Raw genomic sequence first — 14061 nt, 5'->3', positions numbered from 1 at the left:
CAGTAAGGACGCAGGCAATGCGCCAGACCCTATTCATCGCCCTTTTGGGCGCCTCGGCTCTATCGGGCTGTGTCAAAGATGGCGAAGCCGAAGTGGCGCGCGCCATGCAAGACGTGAACGTCATCGATGAAACCAACCTCAACGACGTGATGCTGACCGTCGGCGACCCGAACGAGGCCGTCGCCTATTTTCAGCGCGCGAACGCCAATGACCCGGGTCGGATCGATTTCCTCCGCGGTTTGGCAAAGTCGCTGGTGCGTGCGGGCCGTCCAGAGGACGCTGTGACCGCGTGGAAAGCTGTGATCGAACATGCAGAGGTCACGTCAGAGGATAGCGTTGGCTACGCCGATGCGTTGATCCGCGCGGACCAATGGGCCGAGGCGGAACGGGTGCTCGATGCGATCCCGCCGACCTATGAGACATTTGAGCGGTATCGGCTTGAGGCGATGGTTGCCGACAGTAATCAGGAATGGGATCGCGCAGATAGTTTCTATGAAACCGCCGTGGGCCTGACGACACGTCCTGCTGGCGCGCTGAACAACTGGGGCTTTTCCAAGCTAACCCGTGGCGATTACTCTGGTGCGGAACGTTTGTTCGCAGATGCCCTGCGTCATGACCCGACCATGTTCACCGCGAAAAACAACCTTGTTCTGGCCCGTGGGGCACAGCGGAACTACGATCTGCCGGTCATCCAGATGTCGCAGACAGAGCGGGCGCAGCTATTGCATACTCTTGCCCTGTCGGCTGTTCGGCAGGGTGACGTGACGATGGCCAAGGGCCTCTTGCGCGAAGCAATTGATACCCATCCCCAACACTTTGAAGCGGCTGTTCGGGCGCTTCGGGCGCTAGAAGATAACGTAGTGAACTGATGATCCTAACCGCTTCTCAGGCGCTGTGGCTTTTGCCGCCCGTTTTGCCGATCTGCCTCTATGTCGCGTGGAATGACATGCGGGCGATGAAGATCCCCAATTGGTCAGTCATCGCGTTGGTTGTTGTGTTTGCCGTGTTCGGCCTTATCGCCTTTGGCATCCAAGACTGGGCGTGGCGATGGTCGCACCTCGCGGTGATGTTGGTGATTGGGATCGTGGCAAATGCAGCGGGCGCGATGGGGGCAGGGGACGCAAAGTTCATCGCAGCCGCCGCCCCGTTCGTAGCCTTAGGAGACGCGGTGATGGTCATGTATATTCTCGCGGGCTGCACGCTCGCTGGGTTTGTCGTGCACCGCATCGCCCGTCATAGCCCCATTCGCCGCATGGTGCCCGATTGGGAAAGCTGGACGACAGGCAAACGGTTCCCAATGGGATTACCGCTTGGGACCACGCTGATTTGCTACCTCGCGTGGCCCATCGTTTTCGGCTGATTAGCCCTTTTCGAACAGCACATAGAGCGGCGTGCGGCGCACTTCGGTGAGGGTCGTGTCCGCGCCTGTCTCTGTGATTTCCGTCAGGATCAATTCACGGGCCTCGACCGACAGTGGACAGAGCGGCACGAGCAGATACTCGGCATCCGCAAACCCACTTAGCCCGCCGTAATACCAAGGCGCACCGCCCGTGAGCGGTTCGAACTCTCCGTAGAGCCAGAACGAGTTCAACAGGTCAGCGGTGAACAGTTTCGCACCTTGATATCCAACTTCGGTCAAATCAGAGGACACATCGGTGAAATATGCCGTGATCCCACTGTCGAGCGCACAATTCCCGAAGGTTTCCCCTTTGAACGAAACGGGTGCGTCGCGGCCTGATTGATCCTGCCATTTCGCATAGGGCTGGCCTTCGGTATCCAAAGCAACGGTCGCATCAACGCGGATCGCACGGGCGGTCAGGGTGTAGAGGTCCGCGTTGTCAGGGGTGCCCGAGATCAGAGGTGTAAAGCGTTCGACATCCGCGTTGAAATGCCGAAACGGGCTGTAGGCGAGGTTCAGGAATGATGGCGTCGCGAATGCAATCGACATGAGTGCAATGCCAGTGATTGTGGCGCGCTCGTCGCCTTGGTCGGGGCGATGGGCGAGCAGGATGAACGCCATCAGCAACAGCCACTGCGGATCGTTCCCGAAGTTCTGATAGGTCACGTAAATGAACCCTGGGATCAGCAAGAGGAGGCCCATCCCAGCGGCGTTAGCCCCAGCACGGCGAAGGAAAATCACGCCAGCGATGGCGGCGATTGTCCCACCTTCGTAGGCGGGCGCGGCAAGGATAGACGCCAACGGCAAACCTGGCGCGGCACGATTGGCCGATCCCGCTACGGTCTGCAAATCCGCAACGTAGGCCAGCCAGAAGCCGATGCCCATCCCAGCGGTGAGGATCGCGACGACACCCAAACCTGTCAGGATTGCGATGCCAAAGGCCCGTAGCTGACCCGTCATCAAGAGAGCTACGACGATCACAGGGGCGAAGGCGACGAAGTAGGTCACTTTGATCATCGCCATAACGCTAAGCATCAACCCTATGATGATCCCGTCAAATAGGCTGTTGCGGGCGAATTGAGGTACAAAGAGCGCGGCAGGGATCGCGACATAGGCCGCAGCCCATGCCCAACGGTTGTAGTGCATAGAGATCGAGACGCCGCTCTCTGCCTCGCCATGGACGAGGGCGAGGATCAACACCATTACGACAAAACCATAAGGTGCCGCGAGAAGTCGCGGGAAGCGTGAGATTGCGACCCAGAAGGTGGGCAACACGAACGCCAAGGCCATGAGTACTTGCGCCCAAAGGACAGACATCCCGATGCCGAACCCGTTTGCCTTGAACAGGGCGATGGGCGCAAATGCCAAGGCCCCGATGGGTGTCATGAAATCGATATGAGGCAATTGGCCAGCGGCCATCCGCGACACGATCTCGACCATATGGAGCGTGTCACCTTCGTGCTTGCCGAGGTAAAATCCGCTCTTTGCGATGGCCATGCCACCCAAAGCGAGGATCGCTGCCATCAATACGATTAAGACCGAAGTCCGGTTTGCCTGTCTCATGCCCATCTCTTTCAATGGTTTGTCCATTTTTTGGCCACAATACCCCGTCATGTATTTCTCACAAGGATTACAAGCACCAGTTGACTGGATCAGATCAGGCAGCGCGGCCCATACGACACAGGCACGACGATGAATATGCAAGTGAACGCTGTCATGGCACCACCCGCCCCCAAGTCATTGGAGGGGATGCAGCTGCCTATTGTCATGATGCGCGACATCATGATCAAGTCGATGTTCCGCACCAATATGACCATCGTCTCTGACATCGCGCGGGTCATTTGTTTGCCGATCCCCGTGACGCAGGAGCTGATCGAAATTGCGCGTTCTCAACGGCTTATCGAAACCATCGGAATGCTGAGCCCCAATTCAGCCGGCGAGTTGAGCTACCAATTGACCGACGCGGGCAAAGCGCGGGCGCTAGAGGCGCTGACCCAATCGGAATACTACGGCGCGATGCCTGTGCCGATGGCGGTCTATGCAGAACAGGTGAAACGCCAGTCGATCCGTAACCTGCAAATGACCCGTGATCGTCTGACTTCGGCAATGGGGCATCTGATCCTACCGCCGAAACTGATCGGTGAACTGGGACCCGCGATTTCGGCAGGCCGTTCGATTCTCATGTATGGCCCTCCGGGGAACGGTAAATCGTCGATCTCGAACGGGATCAGGGACGCGCTGGGCGATAAGATCTATGTGCCGCGTGCAGTTGAATACGCGGGGCAGGTGATCACCGTTTATGATCCGATTGTGCATTCTGCCGCCGAAGAAGATTTGGATGACCCGAATGCGATCCGCCGCACGTCGGGCAAGTTCGATACGCGGTATGTAAAGTGTGAACGTCCTACTGTTATCACGGGCGGTGAGCTGTCGCTCGACATGCTGAACCTTGTTTATAACCCCGTGGCACGGACCTATCAGGCGCCGCTTCAGCTCAAGGCAACAGGCGGCGTGTTCATCGTCGACGACCTTGGCCGCCAAGAAGACCCGCCGCAAAAGCTGGTGAACCGTTGGATTGTTCCGCTTGAGGAAAACCGCGATATTCTGGCGCTGCAGTCAGGTGAGAAATTCGAGGTGCCGTTCGATACCCTCGTGATTTTTTCGACCAACTTCCATCCGAATGAAATCTTTGACCAAGCGGCGCTGCGGCGGATTTTCTACAAGATTAAGATCGACGGGCCGAACAAACAGGATTTCCTTAAAATCTTTGCCATGATCGCAAAGAAAAAAGGGATGCCGCTGGATGAGGCGTCATTGGTCCATTTGCTGAAAAACAAATATCCGACGATTGAGAATACCTACGCGAACTACCAACCAGGTTTCTTAATCGACCAGATTATTTCGATCTGCGAGTTCGAAGGATTGCACTATCACATGACCCCTGAACTGGTTGACCGCGCATGGGCCAACCTGTTCGTAAAGGACGAAGTGATTGTGAAATAAGGGGCGTTAGGCCCCTTCAAAATCGCAAATCGTATGCACATCAAGGCCCATATCGGTCAGCACCTTGCGCCCGCCGAGTTCGGGAAGGTCGACAACAAACGCGCACGACACAACCCGCGCGCCGAGTTGTTCGACCAGTTTGATCCCAGCAACGGCGGTGCCACCCGTGGCCAGAAGGTCATCCACGATCAGCACGCGTTCACCTGCTTCTAGAGCATCTTCGTGTATCTCAACCGTCGCTTCGCCGTATTCGAGTTTGTAATCCTGCGAGATCGTTTTTCCGGGCAGTTTGCCCTTTTTCCGCACGGGTACGAACCCAACGCCAAGCTGGTGCGCAACCGCACCGCCGAGGATAAAACCACGCGCCTCTAACCCGATCACCTTATCGATCTTCTGGCCGACATAAGGTTCCAAAAGCTGATCAATCGCCAACCGCAGACCACGCGGATCGCTAAACAGCGTCGTCACGTCACGGAACATAATGCCCTCGTGCGGGAAGTCGGGAATGGTACGGATGTAATCCTTGACGGTTTTCATAGCGGCCTCTGACTGATTGCGCCTTTGGGTATCAACTCAACACGCGGGCCGCAATCGTCCGTAGCCTCTCGACCATCAACGGATCGCGTTTCTCTGGGGCGGTCATGATCGCGAATTCGAGCGCGGTATCGCATCCGCAGGGGCAGGGAGTGCGGTCAGAGCCGAGTTGCGCGGGCAAGCCAGCCACAGTTTCACGAGCCTTGGCCGGGTTGCCATGCAGCGTGCGGATGATGTCCGAGATTTCGACTGCGCCGTGGTCAGGGTGCCAGCTGTCGTAATCGGTGATCATCGCGATGGAGGCGTAGCACAGTTCTGCTTCGCGGGCGAGTTTGGCTTCGGGCATGTTGGTCATACCGATCACATCGCACCCCCATTGGCGGTAGAGGTGGCTTTCGGCCATCGACGAAAACTGCGGGCCCTCCATCGCGAGGTAGGTGCCGCCGCGGTGAACGGTCGTGCCTGTCGCACGCGCTGCGGCTTCGGCAGCGTCCATGAGGCGGGAGCATGTCGGGTGCGCGACGCTGACATGCGCCACAAGGCCCGGGCCGAAGAATGACTTTTCGCGGGCAAAGGTGCGGTCGATGAACTGGTCGACAATCACGAAATCACCGGGGGCCATGTCTTCACGGAATGACCCGCATGCGGAAACGCTAAAGACATCTGTCACGCCGAGCATTTTCAGGGCGGCGATATTCGCGCGGTAGTTCACGGTCGAAGGGGTCTGAACGTGGCCGCGTCCGTGGCGCGGCAGGAATACCATATCGATCCCATCAAGCGTGCCTGTCAGCAAATCATCCGACGGCATCCCCCACGGCGTTTCCACCGTCACCCAGTCGCGGTTTTCCAATCCGTCGATGTCGTAAACGCCCGATCCGCCGATAATCCCGATTTTTGGCTGCATGACCCCACCTTTTGCAATCTATGGTTGTTATGCTGCCCCGCAGAGAGGCGTTCCACAAGCCCAAAGTCAGTGCCGCCATCGCAACACATGGGCGCCGAACGCGCGAGCGGGTTCACTTTCAGGCGCTAACAGGTTAGGGCGGCGGCAAGCGAACAGGAATAGGAAAACCAATATGCCCCGTGCAAGACTGGCGGCTGTGGCCGGAAAACTCGCGATTGCCGATAAGGGCGATCTGACCCCGAACCAGCTCAAGACCGAAGTGCTGTCGGGCCTGACCGTTGCGTTGGCACTGGTGCCCGAAGCGGTCGCCTTTGCCTTTGTCGCAGGGGTTCACCCGTTGGTTGGCCTCTATGCGGCGTTTATCATTGGTCTGGTGACAGCAGTGATCGGTGGCCGCCCTGGTATGATTTCGGGCGCAACAGGTGCGTTGGCCGTTGTGATGGTCGCGCTGGTGGCTGAGCACGGCGTTGAATACCTCTTTGCCACTGTTGTTTTGATGGGGATCATCCAGTTGCTCGTTGGTGTGATGCATTGGGGCAAGTTCATCCGCCTCGTTCCACACCCTGTTATGCTTGGCTTTGTGAATGGTCTGGCGATCGTGATTTTCCTTGCGCAGATGAGCCAGTTTCAGGTTCCGGGCAGTGCTGAGGCTGCTGGCCACGGCATGTCGGGTGGTGAATGGCTGTCGGGTATGCAGCTTTATATGATGCTGGGCCTCGTGGCGCTGACGATGGCGATCATCTGGGGTATTCCGAAGGTGACGAACATCATCCCCGCTCCACTGGCTGGGATCGGCATTACCGCGATCATCGTGATTGCGTTTGGCATCGACGTTCCACGTGTCGGTGACATGGCCGAGATCAAGGGTGGTCTGCCGATGTTCCATTTTCCGCAGGTGCCGATGACCTTTGAGACTCTCAAAATCATCCTGCCGTATTCGGTTATTCTGGCCGCGATTGGCCTGATCGAGAGCCTCCTGACGCTGAACCTTGTGGGTGAAATGACGGGCAAACGTGGTGGCGCATCGCAGGAGTGCATCGCGCAGGGCACCGCGAATTTTATCGCTGGTTTCTTTGGCACGATGGGCGGTTGCGCGATGATTGGTCAGTCGATGATCAACGTGAAATCTGGTGGTCGCACCCGCGTGGCGGCAATCACTGCGGCGTTGTTCCTTCTGGCGTTTATCGTTGTGGCTTCGCCGCTCATTGAACAAATCCCGTTGGCGGCGCTGGTTGGTGTGATGTTCATGGTGGTGATCGGCACCTTTGCGTGGAACTCGTTCAAAATCCTGTTCCGCGTGCCGATGACGGATGCCTTTGTGATCGTCCTCGTGACCGTTGTGACGGTGTGGACCGACCTTGCGACGGCTGTTGTGGTTGGTGTGATTGTGTCGGCGCTGGCTTATGCATGGACCAACGCGCGCCGTATCCACGCGAAAACCTACAGCACTCCCGAGGGGGCGAAAGTCTATCAAGTTCAGGGCCCGCTGTTCTTTGGCTCGACGGATGGTTTTATCGAATTGTTCGATTTTGCTGGCGACCCGAGCCTCGTGATCGTGGACTTCAACGACAGCCGTGTGGCGGACCAATCCGCTTTGCAGGCGATCGAAACCGTTGCAGCGAAATACGAGCAGGCGGGTAAGAGAATCCAATTGCGTCACCTGAGCCGTGATTGCCACAAGCTATTGACCAAAGCTGGGCACCTGATGGTCGATAGTGACGATGATCCGGATTACGAGATCGCTGTGGACTATGGCGTCCGCACCGGCATCTTGGGTGGACATTGATTTAGGGGCCTTCGGGCCCCTTTTCATTTCTCAGTGATGAGGAGTGGATGTATCGTGGCTGTATGAGGGGGCACCATGATGATAACTGACGTCGAAGATTTCTTTACAAAGGGCTGCGGTCGCTGTGCCCGCTTTGAGACGCCAGACTGCTCGACCCAAATTTGGGGCGATGGTGTGCGGCAGTTGCGCGAGATCTGCTTGAACGCGGGGCTGAAGGAAACGGTGAAATGGGGTCATGCCTGCTACACGCACGCGGGCCGCAACATCGTGATCATTGGGGCCTTCCGCGACAATTTCCGTCTGAACTTTTTCAATGCGGGACTGCTTAAAGACCCTGAAGGTGTTCTGGAAAAACAGGGCGCTGAGACAAAGACCCCCGATATGCTGCGCTTTACCGCGGCTGATCAGGTGGCGGCCAAAGCTGCAATCGCGTCGGCTTATATTGCAGAGGCAATGGGCTATGCAGAGGCAGGCATCAAGGAAAAGAAAACGACGACAGAGTTGGAACTGCCCGAGGAATTGGCCAATGCTCTCGACGCTGATCCCGAAATGGCTGAGGCCTTTGCCGCACTGACACCGGGGCGGCGGCGCAGTTACGTGATGAACCTGAACGCCGCCAAACAGTCGGCGACCCGCATCAATCGGATCGCCAAGTTTCGCGAGGGTATTTTAGCGGGTAAGGGCCTGAACGAACGCTAGGCGATTACACCTTGTCGTCGGGTCTCGTGAGCGAAAAGACCTCTTTGACGATCGCATAATCGCGGTAGCCAAGGCGAGCGAGTGGCTGGAAACGGGTCACATCGAACACGCCATCAACTAGGCAGTCATCCCGCATGTGCACGCCAACGACCTCACCAAAGATCGCGGTACTTTCGTCCCCTTCGAGCTTTACGATCTGGGTAAGGCGGCATTCCAATGATGCAGGTGCATTCGCGACTCGGGCGCAAGCGATCTGGTCGCACTCAGCCTTATCAATCCCAGCGAATTCAAATTCATCGACATGCGCTGCATGGCTGCCCGAGGTCGCATTCATCGCGTCGCGCATGGCGTATTCAACAATGTTCACACAGAAGACACCTGTTTCGCGGATATTGGCGAGGCTGTCTTTGCCGTCACGATCAACCTTTGTCCCGCTGGATGAGAACATGACTTGGGGCGGCGTGTAGGCGACGGCGTTAAAGAACGAATAGGGGGCCAAATTGTCGACGCCATCCGCGCCACGGCTCGAAATCCAGCCAATCGGTCGGGGAGATACAATCGCGTTAAACGGATTATGCGGCAGGCCGTGGCCATCGGCCGGACGATAGAACATATTAAAAAGACCCTCATCTGGTTTGCGGCAGAGGTAGCGTCATGCTAGGGCGTCTTCCAGACTTTAAGCGGAAAAAAGCTCGCAATGATCCAACTGAATTTGGAAACAGTGCAGGATTGGTGGGAAGTCGAGGCACTTTATGACCTCTGCTTTGCCCCAGGTCGAACGGCACTTTCGTCGTATCGGCTTCGCGATGGCGTTGATCCGATTGAGCAGCTTTGTTTCACCGCACGAGATCAAGACGGGATTCTCGCGGGCGTGATCCGCAACTGGCCTGTCTATGTGGGTAATCGGTTGGCGATCCTCCTCGGCCCTGTGGCCGTTCACCCGACCCGTCAGGGCGAAGGGGTCGGTGGCGCGCTCATGCGCAAGACCCTGAACCGCGCCTTTGATCTGGGTTGGTCGCGGGTCATGCTGGTGGGGGATTACCCCTATTACAAACGGTTCGGTTTCTTTCATCTAGAGGGCGTCGAGATGCCGCCGCCGACAAACCCTGACCGTATTCTGGGCTATAATCTTTGTCCGTCGGCATGGACGGGAGTTACGGGCAAAGTTCTGCCCGCCCCTGATTGTAATCCTGGTGGGCGTCCCCATTTTAAAGGGCATGATCACGAAAAGCCCGCCTCGACTGATTAACCCGACCAACCCGCTTGATGCCGCTGGGCGCGAGAGGGTGCGGGCTTTGGCGAAGCGTCAAGCCTCTGCAAACGGCATGTTGATGCAGGTGATCACCTATGTCGGTGGTCAGGTCGAGGACGGCATGAAACTGCTGCCCGCGGCGTTCCGAACCAAAATCGAAGGGGCCGCACGAACTGCGTTAGAGCGCAGTTTTCATCTGGCCAAAGCATCGCGGCAGGGTCCGTTAGAACGGGCCGTTGCCAGCGACCGTCTGCACAAGGTGATCGGCGCGATTTCGGGAGCCTTGGGTGGTGTTGGTGGCGTTCCGACTGCGATTGCAGAGATACCTGTCGCGACGACGATTATCTTTCGGGCTGTGCAGGGCGTGGCGCAAACCTATGGCGAAGATATCGACAGTGACGAGACGCGCGCAGAGTGTCTGCGGGTGTTCAGCGCGGGCGGACCGGATGCCGATGACGATGGGATCGACACGAGCTTCATCGGGGCTCGCGTGGCCCTGACGGGGCCTGCGATCCATTCTCTGATTGCTAAGGTGGCGCCGAAATTTGCGGCAGTTCTGACGCAAAAGCTCGCCACGCAAGCGGTGCCTGTTTTGGGTGCGGCTGCTGGGGCGGGAACCAATTTAGCTTTTGTGAACTACTACACCGAAATGGCGCATGTTCACTTTGGTTTGCGGCAGTTGGCGCGAGAATTCGACCCCGATCAGGTGATCGAGGCCTTCCATGCGGAAACGGCTAAAGGGCGTTCTGTCGCGAAACGCTGATCAGCTCTGTTTGGATAGCCACTCGCTGATCGCCTCGCGGACCGATTGTTCCCCGCGGGCGCGGGCATCGGCAATCACTCCGCGTGCCTCGTTCAGGTTCACACGGCGCAGCAGATGTTTCACTGGACCGATAGAAGCAGGTCTCATCGACAGGGTACGCAGGCCAATCGCGGCAAGGCAGACCGCTTCAATCGGGCGACCAGCGTCTTCGCCACAGAAGGACACGGGTTTGCCAGCCTTGGCGCAACGTTCAACAACCAGTTCGAGGAACGAAAGGAAGCTGACGTTCAGCGTGTCATAGCGGCGGCGGACGCGTTCGTTTTCACGGTCGGCAGCAAAGAAGAACTGCTTGAGGTCGTTCCCGCCAATCGACAGGAAATCCACCTCGTCAAAGAAGGCGTCAGGCGCAAAGGCAAGGCTGGGGGTTTCCAGCATTGCGCCCACTTCGATCTTGGACGGCAGCGGGTGGCCTAGGATGCGTTCGCGGTCCAAGGCCTTGTTCATCTCGGCCTTTGCGTCGCGGAATTCCTGTAGCTGAGCCACAAAGGGGAACATAATGGTTAGCGGACGCCCATGCGCGGCGCGGATCAGCGCCTGAAGCTGCATCCGCAAGACCCCCGGTTTGTCGAGGCCCACGCGGATCGCGCGCCAGCCCATCGCGGGGTTCGGTTCGTCCTGCGCCTGCATGTAGGGCAGAACCTTGTCCGACCCGATGTCGAGCGTGCGGAAGGCAACGCGTTTGTTGTTCGCCGCATCCATGACGCGGGAATAGAGCGCCGAAAGCTCTGCGCGTTTCGGCATTTGATTGCGGATCAGGAACTGGAGCTCTGTGCGGAACAGCCCCACACCTTCGGCCCCCGAGGAGGGCAGCGACGGTAGGTCCGCCATAAGCCCGGCGTTCATATGCAGGTTCACGGTGGTGCCGCAGAGCGCAGTCGCGGGAAGATCGCGGATCGACCCATAGCGTTCTTGGGCCAAAGCCTGCATCGCGATCTTGTCGCGGAAAGCGTTGTGCACGTTTTCGTCAGGCCGCAGGTGCACGATCCCCTGATCGCCATCAACGAGGATCGGATCACCGTTGAGCGCCTCAGCGGTGATGTTCTTTGCGTGAATGACGAGCGGGATCGCCCATGCGCGGGCCACGATGGCCGCGTGCGATCCGACTGAGCCTTCCTCCAGAACGATACCGCGTAGACCCTTGCCGTATTCGAGCAGTTCGCCCGGCCCAATGTTGCGCGCGACGAGAACGGCGTTCTCGGGCATCGCGGCGCCCGTCTCTTTGCCTTGGCCTGTCAGGATGCGGAGCAGTCGGTTCGACAGGTCGTCGAGGTCGTGCAAACGGTCGCGCAGATAGGCGTCGCCCGCGCTGTTCATTCGACTGCGGGCGAGGGATTGTTCTTTCTCGACGGCAGCTTCGGCAGATAGGCCGCTCTGCACGTCTTCTTCCATGCGGCGCATCCAACTGCGCGAATTCGCGAACATGCGATAAGCTTCGAGCACCTGAACCTGTTCGGTGTTCACAGTCGTTGTCGTGTTCAGCATGTCATCGACAGAAACACGTAGCGTATCAACGGCCTCGCGCAGGCGGGCCAGTTCGCTGTCAGGATCGTCGGCGACAGGATTCGTCACAACAACGCGCGGTTCGTGCAGGTAAACGTGGCCGTCGGTTGCACCTTCTTGGCCCGTGGTGCCACGGAACAGCACAGGCTGCTGGTGGCGGGCGGTCATGGCGGACCCTTCGCCGACGAACGCGCCTAGTTCTGCCATTTCGGCGAGAACCATTGCGACGACTTCGAGCGCGTAGACCTCGTCTGCGGAAAACTCGCGGGCTTCTTTGGACTGAACGACCAGAACGCCCAAGGCGCTGCCTAGCCGCTGGATCGGCACACCGCAGAAGGACGAATACCGTTCTTCGCCCGTTTCCGGCATATAGCGGAACCCTTTGGCGGCGGGGGCATCGGCGGTGTTAATTACGCTGCGGGTGCGAGCAACGCGGCCCACCAGACCTTCGCCCAAGCGCATCCGTGTTTGGTGCACAGCGGCCGCATCCAGACCTTCGGTCGCGCAAAGTTCGAGTGTTTCAGAATCGCGGAACAGATAAATCGAGCACACCTGTGTCTGCATCGAGGATGCGATCAGGTGCACGATTTTATCTAGTCGAGCCTGCCCTGCGGCATCCTCGGCCATGGTGTCGCGCAAGCGGCCCAGCAGCTTGCGGCTGTCGCTTTCGATCCTGTGTCCCATCGGTCCATCCGTTTTTGTTACGCCCATCTATAAGCGACCTCTGTCAAGAATGGGAGTGGACAAAAGGTGTCACGGCAAACTCTTGCTATCGCAGCATTTTTTCGCAGCTGCAGCATGGGGTATTTGCACAAGAAAAAGGCCGCCAGTGGAAACCCACGGCGGCCCTTCGTAAAGATCTAGGCTGGTTTAGCCTTTGTCGAGTTCGAACGCATCGTGGAGCGCTTGAACAGCGAGTTCCATGTATTTGCGGTCGATCAGGACAGAAATCTTGATTTCCGAGGTGGCGATCACTTTGATGTTGATGCCTTCTTTTGACAGCACTTCGAACATCTTAGCTGCAACGCCAGCGTGGGAACGCATGCCGATGCCAACGACAGAGACTTTCGCAACTTCGGTGTCTGCTTCGAGACGGTCAAAGTTGATCAGACCTTTTTCTTTTGCATCGTTCAGCGCCTTTTCTGCACGCATCTTTTGCTCGATGGGACAGGAGAAGGTCATGTCGGTCACGCCGCCAGCATGGCCCTGATAGTTTTGTTCAGAGATGTTCTGAACGATCATATCGACGTTTACGCCAGCTTCGGACAGCGGCCCAAAGATTGCGGCAGCGATACCCGGTTTGTCCTCGATGGTAACGAGGGTCATTTTCGCTTCTTCGCGGGAATAGGCGACACCGGAAACGACGTTGGATTCCATGATTTGCTCCTCTGCGCAGACCAGCGTGCCTGCGTCATCTGACGGTTCTTCGAACGAGCTTAGCACGCGCAGTTTAACATTGTAGCGCATGGCCAATTCGACCGAACGGGTTTGCAGAACCTTCGCACCAAGCGAGGCCAGTTCCAGCATTTCTTCAAAAGCGATTTTATCGAGCTTACGCGCCTTCGACGTGATACGCGGGTCGGTGGTGTAGACCCCGTCAACGTCGGTGTAGATGTCGCAGCGTTCAGCCTCGAAGGCGGCCGCGAAGGCAACAGCGGTGGTGTCAGAGCCACCACGGCCAAGAGTGGTGATGCGGCCTTCGGGTGAGATGCCTTGGAAGCCAGCGACCACGGCAACCTTCATGCCTTCGTCGAACTTTTTATTGATGTTATCGCTCGGGATCTCTTCGATCCGCGCAGCGCCGTGTGCGCTGGTGGTTTTCACGGGAACCTGCCAGCCTTGCCAGCTGCGCGCCGGAATGCCCATTTCCTGAAGGCGCAGCGCCATCAGACCTGCGGTTACGTTCTCACCAGAGGAGACAATCGCATCGTATTCACGCGCGTCATAAAGCGGCGAGGTTTCATTCACCCAGCCGACCAGTTCGTTTGTCTTACCCGACATTGCCGAAACGATGACGATCACGTCATAGCCTTTGGCAACCTCAAGAGAGACACGTTTAGCGGCGCGGGCGATGCGGTCGAGGTTGGCGACCGAAGTCCCACCGAATTTCATGACAAGCGTCGGCATGGCTGTCCCTTGCAAAATATCGCGATCCCCTTAG

At 57.8% G+C, this 14061-nt stretch carries 13 protein-coding genes; 7 read left to right on the top strand and 6 right to left on the bottom strand.

Annotation, left to right across the window (positions count from 1 at the left end):
- The first annotated feature begins 17 nt into the window (after positions 1–17).
- Both BSK21_RS11780 and BSK21_RS11775 read left to right on the top strand, forming a co-directional pair.
- Positions 18–869 (top strand): lipopolysaccharide assembly protein LapB, encoded by an 852-nt coding sequence (locus tag BSK21_RS11780; protein WP_067550739.1) that lies wholly within the window; start codon positions 18–20, stop codon positions 867–869.
- Positions 869–1360, top strand: a complete 492-nt coding sequence (locus tag BSK21_RS11775) for a prepilin peptidase (RefSeq protein WP_067550738.1) — start codon at positions 869–871, stop codon at positions 1358–1360. The genes BSK21_RS11780 and BSK21_RS11775 overlap by 1 nt, the downstream gene beginning before the upstream one ends.
- Here BSK21_RS11775 and BSK21_RS11770 read toward each other — a convergent pair whose 3' ends face one another.
- Complete coding sequence (locus BSK21_RS11770; RefSeq protein ID WP_067550737.1) at positions 1361–2989, bottom strand: hypothetical protein; 1629 nt, start codon at positions 2987–2989, stop codon at positions 1361–1363.
- Positions 2990–3091: 102 nt separating this feature from the next.
- Here BSK21_RS11770 and BSK21_RS11765 point away from each other — a divergent pair, with 102 nt between their 5' ends.
- On the top strand, positions 3092–4402 hold the full coding sequence (locus BSK21_RS11765) for an ATPase (RefSeq protein WP_067550736.1): 1311 nt from the start codon (positions 3092–3094) through the stop codon (positions 4400–4402).
- Between the two features lie 6 nt (positions 4403–4408).
- Here the strand turns inward: BSK21_RS11765 and BSK21_RS11760 are convergent, their stop codons facing one another.
- Positions 4409–4939 carry an adenine phosphoribosyltransferase gene (locus tag BSK21_RS11760; RefSeq protein ID WP_067550735.1) on the bottom strand — a complete coding sequence of 177 codons (531 nt, stop codon included), beginning with the start codon at positions 4937–4939 and terminating at the stop codon, positions 4409–4411.
- Positions 4940–4970: 31 nt separating this feature from the next.
- Positions 4971–5840, bottom strand: coding sequence for an S-methyl-5'-thioadenosine phosphorylase (locus BSK21_RS11755; protein ID WP_067550734.1), 870 nt, complete (start codon positions 5838–5840; stop codon positions 4971–4973).
- 172 nt (positions 5841–6012) lie between these two features.
- Between BSK21_RS11755 and BSK21_RS11750 the strand changes: the two genes are divergently transcribed.
- Positions 6013–7626 carry a SulP family inorganic anion transporter gene (locus BSK21_RS11750; protein WP_067550733.1) on the top strand — a complete coding sequence of 538 codons (1614 nt, stop codon included), beginning with the start codon at positions 6013–6015 and terminating at the stop codon, positions 7624–7626.
- A 75-nt stretch (positions 7627–7701) separates the two neighbouring features.
- Positions 7702–8325: a YdeI family protein gene (locus tag BSK21_RS11745; RefSeq protein ID WP_231924804.1), complete on the top strand. Its 624-nt coding sequence runs from the start codon at positions 7702–7704 to the stop codon at positions 8323–8325.
- Between the two features lie 4 nt (positions 8326–8329).
- Here BSK21_RS11745 and BSK21_RS11740 read toward each other — a convergent pair whose 3' ends face one another.
- Positions 8330–8938, bottom strand: coding sequence for a flavin reductase family protein (locus BSK21_RS11740; RefSeq protein ID WP_067550732.1), 609 nt, complete (start codon positions 8936–8938; stop codon positions 8330–8332).
- 84 nt (positions 8939–9022) lie between these two features.
- On the opposite strand from BSK21_RS11740, the gene BSK21_RS11735 reads away from it, so the two are divergent.
- Both BSK21_RS11735 and BSK21_RS11730 read left to right on the top strand, forming a co-directional pair.
- The gene (locus BSK21_RS11735) at positions 9023–9574 is read left to right on the top strand and encodes a GNAT family N-acetyltransferase (RefSeq protein WP_082959450.1); all 552 of its coding nucleotides are present in this window, start codon (positions 9023–9025) and stop codon (positions 9572–9574) included.
- Entirely contained in the window at positions 9543–10340 is a 798-nt protein-coding gene (locus tag BSK21_RS11730; protein WP_067550731.1) for an EcsC family protein, read from the top strand. Before BSK21_RS11735 ends, BSK21_RS11730 begins: the two co-directional genes overlap by 32 nt.
- Here BSK21_RS11730 and ptsP read toward each other — a convergent pair whose 3' ends face one another.
- Both ptsP and BSK21_RS11720 read right to left on the bottom strand, forming a co-directional pair.
- The gene (gene ptsP, locus BSK21_RS11725; protein WP_067550730.1) at positions 10341–12584 is read right to left on the bottom strand and encodes a phosphoenolpyruvate--protein phosphotransferase; all 2244 of its coding nucleotides are present in this window, start codon (positions 12582–12584) and stop codon (positions 10341–10343) included.
- Positions 12585–12770: 186 nt separating this feature from the next.
- Positions 12771–14027, bottom strand: a complete 1257-nt coding sequence (locus BSK21_RS11720; protein ID WP_067550729.1) for an aspartate kinase — start codon at positions 14025–14027, stop codon at positions 12771–12773.
- Positions 14028–14061: the final 34 nt, after the last annotated feature.

The sequence above is a fragment of the Marivivens sp. JLT3646 genome (assembly GCF_001908835.1).
Lineage (GTDB): Bacteria > Pseudomonadota > Alphaproteobacteria > Rhodobacterales > Rhodobacteraceae > Marivivens > Marivivens geojensis.
The sequence above is the reverse complement of the archived record's forward strand: the minus strand, read 5'-3'. Positions and strand labels throughout refer to the sequence as shown.